General features: G+C 69.0%; 13 protein-coding genes. 7 read left to right on the top strand and 6 right to left on the bottom strand.

The genetic code is table 11. The features are described from left to right. Positions 1-11: 11 nt before the first annotated feature. Together ACV7NL_RS09425 and ACV7NL_RS09420 are read right to left on the bottom strand one after the other, a co-directional pair. Positions 12-698: a hypothetical protein gene (locus ACV7NL_RS09425; protein WP_463355506.1), complete on the bottom strand. Its 687-nt coding sequence runs from the start codon at positions 696-698 to the stop codon at positions 12-14. Positions 699-703: 5 nt separating this feature from the next. Further along, positions 704-2,200, bottom strand: a complete 1,497-nt coding sequence (locus tag ACV7NL_RS09420) for a leucyl aminopeptidase (RefSeq protein WP_463355505.1) — start codon at positions 2,198-2,200, stop codon at positions 704-706. Positions 2,201-2,508: 308 nt separating this feature from the next. Between ACV7NL_RS09420 and lptF the strand changes: the two genes are divergently transcribed. The 5 genes from lptF to rsmA are packed head-to-tail and all read left to right on the top strand — an operon-like array spanning position 2,509 to position 9,363. Then, positions 2,509-3,681, top strand: coding sequence for an LPS export ABC transporter permease LptF (gene lptF / locus ACV7NL_RS09415; protein ID WP_463355504.1), 1,173 nt, complete (start codon positions 2,509-2,511; stop codon positions 3,679-3,681). Positions 3,682-3,694: 13 nt separating this feature from the next. After that, positions 3,695-4,783, top strand: coding sequence for an LPS export ABC transporter permease LptG (lptG, locus tag ACV7NL_RS09410; protein ID WP_056480068.1), 1,089 nt, complete (start codon positions 3,695-3,697; stop codon positions 4,781-4,783). 56 nt (positions 4,784-4,839) lie between these two features. After that, the gene (locus ACV7NL_RS09405) at positions 4,840-7,449 is read left to right on the top strand and encodes an LPS-assembly protein LptD (protein ID WP_156375935.1); all 2,610 of its coding nucleotides are present in this window, start codon (positions 4,840-4,842) and stop codon (positions 7,447-7,449) included. 34 nt (positions 7,450-7,483) lie between these two features. Beyond that, the gene (gene pdxA / locus ACV7NL_RS09400) at positions 7,484-8,506 is read left to right on the top strand and encodes a 4-hydroxythreonine-4-phosphate dehydrogenase PdxA (protein ID WP_463355503.1); all 1,023 of its coding nucleotides are present in this window, start codon (positions 7,484-7,486) and stop codon (positions 8,504-8,506) included. Beyond that, on the top strand, positions 8,503-9,363 hold the full coding sequence (gene rsmA, locus ACV7NL_RS09395) for a 16S rRNA (adenine(1518)-N(6)/adenine(1519)-N(6))-dimethyltransferase RsmA (protein ID WP_463355502.1): 861 nt from the start codon (positions 8,503-8,505) through the stop codon (positions 9,361-9,363). Before pdxA ends, rsmA begins: the two co-directional genes overlap by 4 nt. Before the next feature lie 90 nt (positions 9,364-9,453). Here the strand turns inward: rsmA and ACV7NL_RS09390 are convergent, their stop codons facing one another. From ACV7NL_RS09390 to ACV7NL_RS09380, 3 genes are all read right to left on the bottom strand, one after another. Continuing rightward, positions 9,454-10,452, bottom strand: a complete 999-nt coding sequence (locus ACV7NL_RS09390) for a Tim44 domain-containing protein (protein ID WP_056190093.1) — start codon at positions 10,450-10,452, stop codon at positions 9,454-9,456. Positions 10,453-10,590: 138 nt separating this feature from the next. Continuing rightward, entirely contained in the window at positions 10,591-11,724 is a 1,134-nt protein-coding gene (locus ACV7NL_RS09385) for an ATP-binding protein (protein WP_463355501.1), read from the bottom strand. Positions 11,725-11,812: 88 nt separating this feature from the next. After that, positions 11,813-12,445 (bottom strand): S24 family peptidase, encoded by a 633-nt coding sequence (locus ACV7NL_RS09380; protein ID WP_056189898.1) that lies wholly within the window; start codon positions 12,443-12,445, stop codon positions 11,813-11,815. Positions 12,446-12,664: 219 nt separating this feature from the next. Here ACV7NL_RS09380 and ACV7NL_RS09375 point away from each other — a divergent pair, with 219 nt between their 5' ends. Both ACV7NL_RS09375 and ACV7NL_RS09370 read left to right on the top strand, forming a co-directional pair. Continuing rightward, positions 12,665-13,039 carry a DUF952 domain-containing protein gene (locus ACV7NL_RS09375; RefSeq protein ID WP_463355500.1) on the top strand — a complete coding sequence of 125 codons (375 nt, stop codon included), beginning with the start codon at positions 12,665-12,667 and terminating at the stop codon, positions 13,037-13,039. Continuing rightward, complete coding sequence (locus ACV7NL_RS09370; protein ID WP_463355499.1) at positions 13,036-14,115, top strand: quinone-dependent dihydroorotate dehydrogenase; 1,080 nt, start codon at positions 13,036-13,038, stop codon at positions 14,113-14,115. Before ACV7NL_RS09375 ends, ACV7NL_RS09370 begins: the two co-directional genes overlap by 4 nt. A gap of 50 nt (positions 14,116-14,165) precedes the next feature. On the opposite strand, the gene ACV7NL_RS09365 is transcribed toward ACV7NL_RS09370, so the two are convergent. Continuing rightward, entirely contained in the window at positions 14,166-14,453 is a 288-nt protein-coding gene (locus ACV7NL_RS09365; protein ID WP_463355498.1) for a hypothetical protein, read from the bottom strand. Between the last annotated feature and the right edge of the window lie 337 nt (positions 14,454-14,790).

Raw genomic sequence — 14,790 nt, 5'->3', positions numbered from 1 at the left:
CGGCTTCGGGATCAAGCGGCGGCTTGTGCAGGCTGGGAACGATCCCGTCGGGTCGTCAGTCGCACGCAGCTAAGGTGCGGTAGGAAGGCGATGCAGGCCAGGGCGGCGGCTAACACGGCATCCTCCCCTGTCATGGCCCGGCGCGGCCAGTTCCCGAAGCCCGCCGCATGGGCCAGGCCGAGCACCGCGAGGGCGAACCACAGCGCAAGATAGCGCAGAACGATCGCGAGGCCGGCGCGCAGCCAGGTCCGGGGGCGTGCCGGCGCGTTTCCGATCAGCAACGCACCGATAGCCAGGGCCGTGGCGAAGACCATCGCGGCGAGTGCCGAGCCGAGGGCATAGGCAGCGGGCATCGCCTGCTGCGTGAGGAAGGCGGTGCCGCCGCTGGCAAACGCGAGGCGCAGGGTGACGCCGCCGAAGGTCGGATGGAGGCAGACCGCCAGGAACACCGCGAACGCGAGGGTTCCGCCGATCAGCCGACGCGGCCAGCCGGCCGGGCCAGGTCGCAGGATGCGCAGGCCGAGGCGCGCCAGCCCATACACGATCGCCACGGTGAAGAGCGGGTAGCGATCGAGGAAGAAGCCGTAGAACCGCGCCTCCAGTTGGGGCGGGAGAACCGTCCGCTGGTCGAATCCCGTGGCGAAGGCGACCCCGATCGCCAGGAGCGCGGCCGCCAGCGGGATGACGGCCGCCCGCACGCGGCTCAGGCCTCGTAGTTGTCGCGCACCAGCCGGTCGAGCAGGCGCACGCCCCACCCCGCGCCCCAGCTCCGGTTGATCTCGCTCGGCGAGGACGACATCGCCACGCCGGCGATGTCGAGATGGGCCCATGGCACGTCGTTGACGTAGCGCTTCAGGAACGAGGCCGCCGTGGCGGCGCCGCCGTGGCGACCGCCGGAGTTCTTCATGTCGGCGAACTTGGAATCGATCGCCTTGTCGTAGGCCGGAATCAGCGGCATCCGCCACACGGCCTCGCCCGTCGCTTCGCCGGCGGCGGTGATCTTCGCCGAAAGGGCATCGTCGTTCGAGAACAGGCCGGCGATATCCTGGCCGAGGGCCACGATGATGGCGCCCGTCAGGGTGGCCAGATCGATCATGAACTTCGGCTTGTAGGCGCTCTGGATGTGCCACAGTACGTCGGCGAGGACGAGACGTCCCTCCGCATCGGTGTTGATGATCTCGATGGTCTGGCCCGACATCGAGGTGACGATGTCGCTCGGGCGCATGGCGTTGCCGTCCGGCATGTTCTCGACGATGCCGATGGCGCCCACCACGTTGACCCGAGCCTTGCGGCGCGCCAGCGCATGCATCGTGCCCACGACGCAGGCGGCGCCGCCCATGTCGCCCTTCATGTCCTCCATGCCGCCGGCGGACTTGATCGAGACGCCGCCGGAATCGAAGCAGACGCCCTTGCCGATGAAGGCGATCGGCGCGTCCGACGCGTCATCCGCCCCGTTCCAGCGCATCACCACGACGCGGGCCTCCCGGGCCGAACCCTGGGCCACCGCCAGCAGAGCGCCCATGCCGAGCGCTTCGAGCTTGCCGGGGCCAAGCACCTCGACCTCGACGCCGAGGTCAGTCAGCGCCTCGGCGCGACGGGCGAACTCCTCCGGAAACAGGACGTTCGGCGGCTCGTTGATGAGTTCGCGGGCCAGGACGACGCCGTCCGCGACCGCCTCGGACACCTGGGCGGCCGCTTCGGCGGCAGCGACGTCCGCGACCATCAAGGTCAGGGACGTGCCCTTCGCGTCATCGCCCTCGGGCTTCTTCTTGGTCTTGTAGCGATCGAAGCTGTAGTGCCGCAGACGGGCGCCGAGGGCGAAGTCGGCGGCGTTCTCGGCGGAGACGTTGAGGCCGGCGAGGATCAGGGCGGCGTGGGCGCTCCGACCCGCGACCTTGCTGGCGGTGTAGCCGCCGAGCGCGGTCCAATCGATCTTGGCGCGATCCTTCTCCGAGCCGAGGCCGATCACCACGAGGCGGTCGGCATCGAGGCCGGCGGGAGCCGGCAGCGCCAGGGCCGACAGGGACTTGCCCTTGAAACGCTCGCTGGCGGCCGCGCGCGCGACGAGATCGGCGACTCCGCCGCCGATGGCCTGGGCCACGGACGGTGCCAGGGCGAGATCGTCGCCGACGAAGAGGACGACGTCGCCCCGGCCCACCGAGCCGAGAGGCCCGAACGTGATCGAAATTCCGTCCGCCATGACGCTAGCTTTCCGAAGGATTGGGCTCGAACGAGAGGCGCGTTCGAAGTGATGCGCGCAGGATGTGCGGAGGAACACGGGCTTCGACGTGCCCCTCCCAAGGCTTCTGTGTACCCGTTGAGGCAGAGAACGCAACGCGACCGGACGGCCGTGAAAGCGCCCGAATTGGCGCGCCCGGATCGGGCTGGCCGGTCGGGGGTGGGACAGGTCGAAACGCGCGGGTGGAATCCCGCCGGGTGAGGCGGGATCGGTCCTTGAGGGTCGATCCACCGGAACCTGACTCACGAGAACCCGATCCACGAGATTCGATGCCGCAGATCGAGCGCTACATCTTCAGACTCGCGCTCGGGGCGTTCCTGGCCTGCCTCGTCGGCCTCACGGGCACGATCTGGGTGACGCAGGCCCTGCGCGAACTCGACCTGATCACCGCGAAGGGCCAGACGCTGGTCATTTTCTTCCTGATCACCGGGCTGTCGCTGCCGACCCTGATCACCGTCATCGCCCCGGTCGCCCTGTTCATCGCCGTCGTCCACACCCTGAACAAGCTGAACGGCGATTCCGAGCTGATCGTGATGTCGGCCGCCGGGATGCGACCGCGACAGATCCTGCGTCCGTTCCTCAGCCTCGGTCTCGCCGTCAGCCTCGCGGTGGCCTTCCTGACGATCCAGGTCATGCCGTCCTCCTTCCAGGAGCTGCGTGACGTGCTGACCCGCGTGCGGGGGGACTTCATCGCCAACGTGGTCAAGGAAGGGCAGTTCACCAGCCTCGACAGCGGCATCACCTTCCATTTCCGCGAGCGCGGACCCGGCGGCGCCCTGCTCGGCCTGTTCATCCAGGACAAGCGGGAAGCCGGCAAGTCGGTGGTCTATCTCGCCGAGCGCGGCCAAGCGCTCGAATATGGCGGTCAGAGCTATCTCGCCCTGGAGAAGGGCAGCATCCACCGGCAGCAAAAGGACTCCCGCGACGCCTCGATCATCACCTTCGAGCGCTACACCGTCGATCTCGCGGCCTTCACTCCGCCCGATGCGGAGCTGGTCTACAAGCCTCGCGAGCGCGCCACCGCGCAGCTGCTGTTCCCAGACACCGGCGAGACCTACTACAAGCAGCAGAAGGGGCGCTTTCGGGCGGAACTGCACGACCGGCTCTCGTCCTGGCTCTACCCGCTGGCCCTGACCTTCATCGCCTTCGCGGCACTGGGCGATCCGCGCACCACGCGTCAGGGGCGCGGCCTCGCGGTCGCGGCTGCGGTGATCGCCGTGGTTGTCGTGCGCATCGGCGGCTTTGCCGCGTCGAGCGCCGCCGCGCGGAGCCAGGGCGCCGTGATCGCGGTCTACGCGGTGCCCCTCCTGGCCATCCTCGTCTCGGCGCTGCTGATCTTCCAAGGCGCCGCCGTGCGGGACTGGAACGCGCGGACGAGGCGGGCCGTGGGCCGGCTCGCAGGCCGCCTCCTGGGGCGGCGTCCCCGCCTCGGGGTGAGCTGAGGCGCGCATGTCCATCCTGATCGGCGCCACCCTCGGCCGCTACTTCGCCATGCGCTTCGTGCGCACGATCCTGGGGGTGTTCCTCACGGTCTTCACGCTGGTCTACACCCTCGATTTCGTCGAGCTGCTGCGGCGCGCCGGCGACGCGGAGGGTGCATCCCCAGGCCTGATGGCGCAGCTCTCGCTCTACCGCACCCCCGCCGTGGCCGAGGGCGTGCTGCCCTTCGCCATCCTGTTCGGGTCCATGGCCGCGCTGCTCCAGCTCTCGCGCAAGCTCGAACTCGTGGTGGCGCGGGCGGCCGGCATCTCGGCCTGGCAGTTCCTCCAGCCCGGTGTGTTCGTGGCGCTCGCCATCGGGGTCTTCGCGGTGGGCGTCTACAATCCGGTCTCGGCGCTGATGAAGCAGCGCTCCACCGAAATCGAGGCGAAGATCTTCGCCCGCTCCAGCAAGGCCAATTCCGGCAAGGACCTGTGGATCCGCCAGCGCAGCCTCGACGGGCAGGCGATCATCCGGGCCGATACGGCGGTGGAGGGCACCACCGCCCTCGCGGGGGTCTCGGTCTTCACCTTCGACGAGGCGGGCGTGTTCACCGCGCAGATCGAGGCGGCGCGGGCCAGCCTGCATGACGGCTACTGGGAGCTGAGCCAGGCCCGCGTGATGGCGCAAGGCCAGCCGGCCGAGACCTACGACACCTACCTGATCGCCTCGACCCTGGTGCCGTCCCAGGTGCGCCAGCGCTTCACGCCGCCGGAATCCGTGCCTTTCTGGCAACTGCCGGAAACCATCGCACGCTCCGAACGAGCGGGTCTCGATGCCACGCGCTACCGTCTTCAATACGATGTGCTGCTCGCGAGACCTGTCCTGTTCTTGGCCATGGTGCTGGTGGCGGCCAGCGTTTCCTTAAGGTTCTTCCGCTTTGGTGGTGTGGGAAAGCTGGTGCTGGGCGGCGTCGCGGCGGGGTTTGTGCTGTACGTCGCCCGACAGGTGCTGGAAGGCCTCGGTGCCTCGGGAATCGTGACGCCGGCTGTGGCGGCCTGGTTCCCGGCCGTGGTAGGGAGTCTCCTCGGTACGCTCACGCTTCTCTATCAGGAGGACGGCTGATGTCGGACTCGGCGATGGGGATGGGTCAGGGGCCTTGGCAGGAGTTGGGACTGGCGTTGCGTAAGGTCGCCGACATCGCGTTGGCCACGGGGTTCGTGGCACTGCTCACCGTCGTCGCACCCGCGCCGCTCGGAGGGTCGGCCCGCGCGCAGGCCGCGCCGAAAACCGCCGCCGGAAAACCCGAATCCAACAGAGTCGAATCCGGTAAACCCGTCGAGCGCCTCCTCGTGGAGGCCGCCGAGCTGATCTACGACAACGATCGCAACACCGTGACGGCGCGCGGCAATGCCGAACTACATTACGGCCCGCGCGTCTTGCAGGCCGACCGGGTCATCTACGATCGCAAGGCCAGCCGGGTCTTCGCCGAGGGCAACGTACGCCTCACCGAAGCCTCGGGCGACGTCGTCACCGGCGCCAAGATGGAGCTGACCGACGATTTCCGGAACGGCTTCATCGATGCGCTGCGGGTGCAGCAGAACGTCGAGCTGAACGGCCAGACCGTGCGGACCCGGTTCTCGGCGCCCCGCGCCGAGCGGATCGAGGGCGACAGCACCAGCTTCGAATACGGCACCTACACCGCCTGCGAGCCGTGCAAGAACAACCCGGAGACGCCGCCGCTCTGGCAGATCCGCGCCACCAAGATCGTCCACAACAACGAGACCCACACCGTCGCCTTCGAGGAATCGACCCTCGAGATCGGCGGCATCCCGATCGCCTATCTGCCGTATTTCGAGACCGCCGACCCGACGGTGAAGCGCAAGACCGGCTTCCTGACGCCGCGCTTCCTCACCTCCACAGCGCTCGGCTCCGGACTCGCGACGCCGTTCTTCGTCAATCTGGCGCCGAACTACGATCTCACGCTCTCACCCGCCTTCCTGAGCAACCAGGGCGTACTCGGTCAGGCCGAGTTCCGGCATCGGCTGGAATCCGGCTCGTACAACCTGCGCCTGTCCGGCATCTTTCAGACCACGCCGAGCGCCTTTCTGCCCGGACCGCTCGGCGCCGGAGACCGTGACTTCCGCGGCTCGGTGGAGACCAAGGGCCAGTTCTACATCAACGACCGCTGGCGTACGGGCTGGGACATCGTCGGCGTCACCGACAAGTGGTTCCTCGACAATTACCGCATCCGCAACCAGAGCATCACGACGGATTACTTCCGTGAGGCGGTGTCGACCGCCTACCTGATCGGTCAGGGCGACCGCTCGTGGTTCGAGGCGCGGGGCTACTACTTCAAGGGCCTGTCGAGCTTCGACTGGCAGAAGGAGCAGCCCTTCGTCGCGCCGGTCATCGATTACGACAAGCGCATCAACGGGCCGGGCTTCCTCGGTGGCGAGGTCCGCTTCGAGGCCAACATCACCAGCCTGAACCGGCAGGCGACCGACTTCCAGGCCATCGGAACGCCGACCGCCTACCTGCAGACTCCGACCATCAACGGCCGGACCTACTACCTCTATGAGACCTGCACGTCGTTCTCGCGCGGCCAGTGCGTCATCCGGGGCCTTGCCGGAACTAACACCCGCGGGTCGGCCCAGCTCTCCTGGCGCCGCAGCTTCATCGACGATGTCGGCCAGGTCTTCACGCCCTTCGCCTACCTTCGCACCGACGCGTTCTTCGTCGATCCGCGCAATTCGGGCTACCAGAACGCCCTGTCGACGAACATCGCGACGCAGGATTCGGACTTTTCCGGCCGGGTCCTGCCGGCGGTCGGCCTCGATTACCGCTATCCGTTCGTCAGCAATTTCGGCCCCCTCGGCGTCCACACCCTTGAGCCGATCGCCCAGGTCATCGCCCGCCCGAGCGAGACCCGGATCGGCCGTCTGCCCAACGAAGACGCCCAGAGCCTGATCTTCGACGACACCTCGTTGTTCGAGTGGGACAAGTTCTCGGGCTACGACCGGGTCGAAGGGGGTGTCCGCACCAATCTCGGCGCGCAATACTCCGTCGTGACCCCGGCCGGCTGGTACGCGAACGTGATGTTCGGCGAGTCGATCCAGATCGCTGGCGTCAACTCGTTCCGCCGCGGCGACATCGCCAATGTGGGCCTCGATTCCGGCCTCGACAGCCGGGCCTCCGATTTCGTCGGCCGGTTCCAGCTCTCGCCGAACCAGAACATCACCTTCATCACGCGCGGGCGCTTCGATCACGCCGACCTCGGGGTGAACCGGGTCGAGACCGGCGTGATCGCCCGACTGGCGCCGTTCGCGCCGATCGACCTCTCGGCGTTCTATTCCTACTACCGGGCCCAGCCGGCCCTCGGCTTTGCCAATCGGCGCGAGGGCGTGACCGCCTCGGCCACCTACCACGTCACGCCGAACTGGTTCGTCACCGGCTCGGCCCTGGTTGACCTGTCGCACTATCTCGACGTGCGCGACAACTTCCAGACAGCCTATGCGTCCTACCTTGCCAACCCGGTCGGGGACGCGCCGGTCTATCGGAATCCCGGCCGCGCCTACCTGTCGGGCATGAGCATCGGCGGGGGCTACCAGGACGAGTGCACCACCATCTCGGTCAACTACATCGTCTCGCCGGTCGCCGCCTCCCTCGGCACCAGCGAGCGCAACCGGACGGTGCTGCTGCGGCTGGAGCTGAAGACGCTGGGCGAGGCGGATTTCCGCCAGAACCTGAACACGGCCATCACGGCCGATGGCATCTCGACGGTCCGTTGAGGCGGACAGCCGACCGAACCCGGAGCGTATCGCGATGAGCAGCCTGCATGGGCCCATCGCCCTCACGCTCGGAGACCCCGCCGGGATCGGCCCCGAAATCGCCCTGATGGCCTGGCGCCTGCGCGACGCCGGGGCGGGTCTGCCGCCGTTCTTCCTCGTCGGCGATCCCGCCTTCATCGAGCGGCGGGCGAGCGAGCTGAACCTGCAGGTGCCGATCGCCGATGTGGGACCAGATCTCGCCACGGAAGTGTTCGGCCGCGCCTTGCCGGTGATGGCCCTGCCGAGCGGCGCGGCCGTCCACGCCGAGGCCGGACGCCCCGATGCCGCCAATGCCGGCGCGATTCTGGAATCGATCACCACGGCGGTAGACCTCGTCCGCTCCGGGGCCGCCACCGCCCTCGTCACCAATCCGATCGCCAAATACGTCCTGACCCAGGTCGGCTTCGCGCATCCGGGCCATACCGAGTTCCTGGCCGCCTGCGCGGTGCCCCCCGGCGAGACCCCGCCGCTGCCCGTGATGATGCTGTGGAGCGACACCCTGGCGGTGGTGCCGGTCACCATCCACGTCGCCCTCCGGCGGGTGCCGGAGCTGCTGACGCAGGACCTCGTGATGCGCACCGCCCGCATCGTCGATCACGACCTGCGCCGGCGCTTCGGCCTTGCCCGGCCCCGTCTCGTTCTGTCGGGGCTCAACCCGCATGCGGGGGAGAACGCCACCATGGGCACCGAAGACCGCGATGTGCTGGAGCCGGCGGTGCTTCAGCTGCAGGCCGAGGGCATCGACATCCGGGGGCCTCTTCCGGCCGACACCCTGTTCCACGCGCGGGCGCGGGCGAATTACGATGTCGCGCTGACGCCGACCCACGACCAGGCCCTCATCCCGATCAAGACCCTCGCGTTCGACGAGGGCGTCAACGTCACCCTGGGCCTGCCGTTCATCCGCACCTCGCCGGACCACGGCACCGCCTTCGACATCGCCGGCAAGGGCATCGCGCGGCCCGACAGCCTGATGGCGGCCCTGCAGCTTGCCGCGCGCCTCGTGAAGGCCGGCGCGTGAGCGAGGACGGAAGCACCAGCAGCGACGGCCTGCCACCCCTGCGGGAGGTGGTGCGCAAGCACGGCCTCGAGCCGAAGAAGGCGCTTGGCCAGAACTTCCTGTTCGACCTCAACCTGACTGGGCGGATCGCCCGCTCGGCCGGGCCGCTCGACGGCGTCACCGTGGTCGAGATCGGCCCCGGTCCCGGCGGCCTCACCCGGGCGCTCCTGGCAGAGGGGGCCGCCCGGGTCATCGCCATCGAGCGCGATCCCCGTGCGCTTCCGGCGCTGGCCGAGATCGCCGCCCATTATCCCGGTCGCCTCGACGTGGTCGATGCCGATGCCCTCGCCTTCGACCCGGTGCCGCTGATCGGGTCCGGGCCGGCGCGGATCGTTGCCAACCTGCCTTACAACATCGGCACGCCCCTGCTGGTGGGCTGGCTCGCCGGTGCGGCCTGGCCGCCCTGGTGGGATTCCCTGACGCTGATGTTCCAGCGCGAAGTCGCCGAACGCATCGTGGCGGACGAGGACGACCGCGCCAATTACGGCCGCCTCGGTGTCCTCTGCGGCTGGCGGACGGAGGCGCACATCCTGTTCGACGTGGCGCCGTCGGCCTTCGTGCCGCCGCCGAAGGTGACGTCGTCGATCGTGCGGCTCACACCCCGGCGCGCGCCCCTGCCCTGCTCGGTCCAGGCTCTCGAGGCGATCACCCGGGCGGCCTTCGGGCAGCGCCGCAAGATGCTGCGCCAGAGTCTGAAGGCGGCGGTTCCCGATCCGGCCAGGCTGCTGGACGCGGCCGGCATTCCCGAGACCGCACGGGCCGAGGAGGTTCCGGTCTCGGCCTTCGTGGCGATGGCGCAGGCCTACAGGCCGACCTGATCACCGCCTTCCGAAACGCGAAAGGCCCCCGCGCGGATGTCTCCGCGCGCGGGCCTTTCGTTCACAGGCTCGCTTTCGAAGCCGGTCGCTTCAGCGACCCTGCTGGATCGCCGAGAGGATCCAGCGGCCGCCGCGCTCGCGCACGAAGGTCCACAGCTCCACAGCCTCGGGCTCGCCGGTCTCGACGACCCGCTGCGTCTTGCGGTCGAAGGTCACGTCCTTGATAGCGTAGCGCATCGCCACCGTGGCGTACTCGGCATTGCCCTCGCCCCAGCTCTCGGACAGGTCGCCCTGGAGGAGCTTGACGTCGGAGATCCGGTTGACGACGCCGCGCGCCTCGTTGGCCCGCAGTTCCTCGATGAAGTAGCCGGCCATTTCCGGGGTGGCGAGGTTGCGGAGTGCGGCCACATCCTCACGCCCATAGGCGGCCTGCACGTCGTTGAGGTTGATCTCGAAGCTCTCGAAATCGCCCGGTCCGATCTGGACCGGACGCGCCTGAACCGGCTGGACCGGAGCGGGACCGCGCTGGGCGTTGCCGTAGCCGCCACCCAGAGGACCACCACCCAGAGAACCGCCCGCCATCGGGCCGGGGTTCATGCCGCCACCGTCGAGATTCTGGCGGGCGTGGCCGGCGGCGGCGGGCTGGCCCTGGCGCCGGCGGAACCAGCGTACCGCGAAGGAGACGAGCAGGACCACGAGGCCGACCTGCAAGATCAAACCAAGGAACGAGGCGATGCCGCCGAGGCCCCCGAAAAAGCCGCCGCCCAGGAGTGCGCCGAGCAGGCCCGCGCCGAGCAGGCCGGCCATGAAGCCGCCGCCGAAGCGCCGGCCGGGCTGCGCGGCGGTGTTCATCCCGGGATTGCCCATGGCGGGACCGGGCTGGGTCTGCGAACGCTGGATCGGAGCCGGGGCACCGGGAGCCGTCGTGGTCGCCGACGGGGGTGCGTAGGTGCGCGACCCGCGCGAGCCCATGCCACCGCTGCTGCCGCTTCCGGGACGCGCCTCGACGACCGGCGCAGCGAGCGCCAGCGTCGCGGCGAGCGCGAGGATGGACGCCGCGCGCTTACGGCGAGTGGTGGAGGTGAGCATGAAAACGCCTCTGATGAACATCACGGAAGTCTCGGCGCGAACGCCGCTCCTGATATGGTGACGTTCGCGCCGGAGTTTTAGTCCGTTGATCTTCGGGAATTCCAACGGAGATGTCCGCTCGCTCCGCCCTGAGCGTGCTCAGAGCGCGGCGGGGAAGACCATCCGGACCGTGGCGCCCTCCCCGGGCTTCGAGTCGATCGTCACCGTGCCGTTCTGGCGCTTGACCAGGCCATGCACGATCGCCAGCCCCGTGCCGCGGCCGGCCTCGCGGCTGGTGACGAAGGGGGCGAGCGCCCGGGCCGCCATCTCGGGCGACATGCCCTGCCCCTCGTCGGTCACCGTGATCCCGACCGCGCCGTCGCCCGGACGCTGGAGCGCCCGATCCCCGGGCGGAACCGAGAAGGTCGCCACGGTGATGCGGCCCGCGGCGGGCATCGCCTCGCAGGCATTGGCGACGATATGGCTGAGCGCCAGTTCGATCTGGTTCGGATTGCTCAGGCCGCAGGCGAGACCCGGAATGGTGCGGATCTCCAGGGTGATGCGCGTGGGCAGCGTCGGGCCGATGCGGGCGCCGAACACCTCGATCAGGCGGTTCAGGTCCACGGGGCGGACATCCGGGGCGATGCGGCGCGAGAACGCCAGCAGCTGGCGGGTGAGGATCGTGGCGCGCTCGGCGGCATCGGTCGAGCGAAGGATCGCCCGCTGGATGAAGGGCTCCTCCCGGTCCCCGAGGCGACGTTTCAGGCCATCGATGTAGCCGATGAGAATCTGCAGGAAGTTGTTGAACTCGTGGGCCACGCTGTTGGTGAGCAGTCCCAGCGCCTCGCGCTGACGTGAGAGCGCCAACGCACCCTCGGCGTCGCGCCGGCGGGTCACGTCGATGATCTGAGCGAGACGATACGGAGTTCCGGGGATGGGCACGACGAAGACCTCAGCCCAGAAGGCCGCGCCCCCGGCGGGGCGGACCAGCACCTCGACGCCGTCCGGGCAGCGATCGGACAAAACCGGGTCGAGGGGGGTCGCCGCCGCCCGGTCCGCATCGAAGCCGAGGAGCGCCCGCAGGTCGCCATCGAGCGGCGCGTCCGATGCGCGTTGGGCAAGTGCGTGAAGGGCTCGGTTGGCGGCGACGATGCGGCCGCCGGCTTCCTCAGAGGCCAGGAGAGCGGTCGGCACAGCCGAAGCGGCCACGCAAGCCGCAATCCCGGCCTCGATCGCGCCCTCGCCGGCCTTCTCTTCGACCGCCGCCTGCTCGTCCGTTCGGGGCGATGCCATGGCCTGTCCGCCGCTGCGAGGCACGCGGCCCCTGTGGCCGACAGGCATAGCCGTAACGGCAGGGGCGGCAAAGCCGCGGGTGGTCGGGCTACTGCCGCACCCACATCACCCGGCCGATCCAGGCGATATCGCTCACATTCACCACCCGGTCCTCATGATCGGGATTGAGGGAGGCCAGCTCGATGGTCCGCGCCGTCTTGCGCTTCAGCTCCTTGGCCAGGACCTCGCCGGCGGCGAGGCGCACCACGACGCGGTCGCCCTTGCGCACGCCGGCGGTGGGCGACACGATGAGCACGTCGCCGTCGCGGTAGAGCGGCGCCATCGAGTCGCCCTGCACCTCCAGGGCGAAGGCGCGGTCGTCGCCGAGGTCCGGAAACTCGATCTCCTCCCAGCCGGGACCGCCGGTCGGCATGCCCTCGTCGGTGAACAGACGCCCCGCCCCCGCCTGCGTCATGCCCACGAGGGGGATCATGGTGCGCGCCGGCCCCTCCCGAACCTCGATCAGCCTCAGGAATTCATCGAGGCTGGCGCCGGTGGCGGACAGGACCTTCGAGACCGATTCAGTGGAGGGCCAGCGCTTTCGCCCGTCGGGTCCGATGCGCTTCGACCGGTTGAAGCTCGTCGCGTCGAGGCCGGCCCGCCGCGCCAGACCAGATGCGGAGAATCCGTGACGTTCCGCCAAGCGGTCGATCGCGGTCCAGATCTGTTCATGAGACAGCATCGAAAGCTCAACGCGTGCTACGGCTAAGACGTCCAGCCTAGTGATAGGAAAGTAGAACTAATTCGTTTAGATAGCAATCTCGTGAGCAATGCAAATGCGGCCGGATGTCCGCGCCCGATAACCCTGACAACCCATCCGGTTAACTTGGTCGGTGAGGTTGCGGTTTCGCGGCCCGGAACGTGGTTTGATCGCCTCCCGGAAACCCGTTAGGGAGCGGGCATGTCGATCGTCTACAAGCTCTCTCCACGGGATCTCTGGCGCCGGGCCGAAGCGGCGGGCCGCTTCGAGGGGGCTCCGATCGACCTGGCCGATGGCTACATCCATTTTTCCACTGCCGCTCAGGTGATCGAGACCGCCGCGCGCCACTTCGCCGGCGTCGACGACCTCCTGCTCGTGGCCGTCGACGCCGAAACCCTGGGCGACGCCCTGCGATACGAACCTTCGCGAGGGGGCGACTTGTTCCCGCATCTGTACGGGCCCCTCGATCTCGGCGCGGTCCGCTCCGTGGTCGACCTGCGGCTCGGTGCCGATGGCCGGCACGTCTTCCCGGGCGATCTGAGTTCCCAGGCGGAAAATCCGGGCGCACGGGCATGATCGGCGCCCTGTTTCCGCTGGCGAAACCCCTCCTGCACCGGCTCGACGCCGAGACCGCACACAATCTCACATTGCGTGGCCTGTCCGCCCTGCCGGCTCTTGGCCCGAGGGCCGACGATCCGCGCCTCGGAATCGAGGTTCTGGGCCGACGTTTTCCGAATCCGGTCGGTCTCGCGGCGGGGTTCGACAAGGGGGCCGAGGTGCCGGATGCGCTGCTCGGTCTCGGCTTCGGGTTCGTCGAGGTCGGCGGCGTCGTTCCGAAGGCGCAGCCGGGCAATCCCCGCCCGCGCGTCTTCCGGCTGACGCGGGACGGCGCGGTCATCAACCGCTACGGCCTGAACAGCGAGGGTCTCGACGTGGTGCGCGCGCGCCTCGCCGCCCGCCAGGGACGGCCCGGCCGCATCGGCGTCAACATCGGCGCCAACAAGGACTCGACCAACCGCCTCGCTGATTACGTGACCTGCACCCGCGCCCTGGCGCCGCTGGTCGACTTCGTCACCGTCAACGTCTCGTCGCCGAACACGCCGGGGCTGCGCGATCTTCAGGGCGAAGCCTTCCTGGACGAGCTTCTGGCCCGGGTCGTCGAGGCCCGCGACGCCGTCCATCCGGCCACCGCCATCCTGCTCAAGATCGCCCCCGACATCACGCTGGCGAGCCTCGACGCCATGACCGCCACGGCGCAGCGGCGCGGGGTATCGGGCCTCGTGGTGTCGAACACCACGATCGCTCGCCCCGAGAGCCTGCGGGACACCGCCCTCGCCCGGGAGACGGGCGGTTTGTCGGGACGGCCGCTCTTCGCCGCGTCGACCCGCCTTCTGGCCGAGACCTACCTGCGGGTCGGCGCGAGCCTGCCCCTGATCGGCGTCGGCGGCATCGACTCCGCCGAGACCGCCTGGACCAAGATCCGGGCGGGCGCCAGCCTGGTGCAACTCTATTCGAGCCTCGTCTATGCCGGGCCGGGGCTCATCCCCGAGATCAAACGCGGCCTCGTCGCCCATCTCAAGGCCGATCACGCGACGAGCCTCGCCTCCGTCGTCGGCCGCGACGCCTCCAGCCTCGCGACCATGGCGGGCTGACACCTGCGTCGGCCCGGCACCGATCGCGGGGCGCCACCCATTCAGACCGCTCAGTTCGGCCGACGTCGCCCCGTGCCGGCCAGAACCGCCCCTCCGGCCGCGAGGCCGAGCAGGATCCACTTCAGCGGCAGGCGTCCCGCCGCCTCGCTCGGCAGCGGCTCGGTCACCATCCGCCCCGGCGCGATCTCGACGCCCGGCTTGCCGTAGGCCTGGGCATCGGCGATCTGCTCGCGGGAGACGGCCCACTCGGCCCCGATCTGGCGATCATGCGCCATCACCGCCACCCCGACGGCGATGGCGGTGGCCAGGGCGGCAAAGACCCGAACGGGCGTCCTCATGATGTCGGCTTTCGCAGCTGCGATCTCATCGGCGTGTCGGGTGTCCCGGAGACCACGGCCTCGTTGCACGGATTTTGCTCAAAAGCCGTGCCCGCCAGATTTGCCCGTTATTCCGGCCCGCTCTCCATGCCCGAGACCCATGCGTCCTGCATAGCCGGAACGGCGTTGCGGTTTCGAATGAGTTTAACCTCTCGGAAAGCCGCCCTGCACGAAACGCATGGCACCCCTAACCGCAGGACTGGCCTGCGTTTTTGCATCGTTGAGCCGTTCCGGTGCACTGCGATATCGGGAGCAGCGTTCTCGTCTTCTCGATTGCACCCGTGTCTCAGCCAGGACC

It is taken from the genome of Methylobacterium sp. Ger2507 (assembly GCF_055231875.1).
Note: the sequence above shows the minus strand (reverse complement) of the source record. Positions and strands in the feature narration are given on the sequence as shown.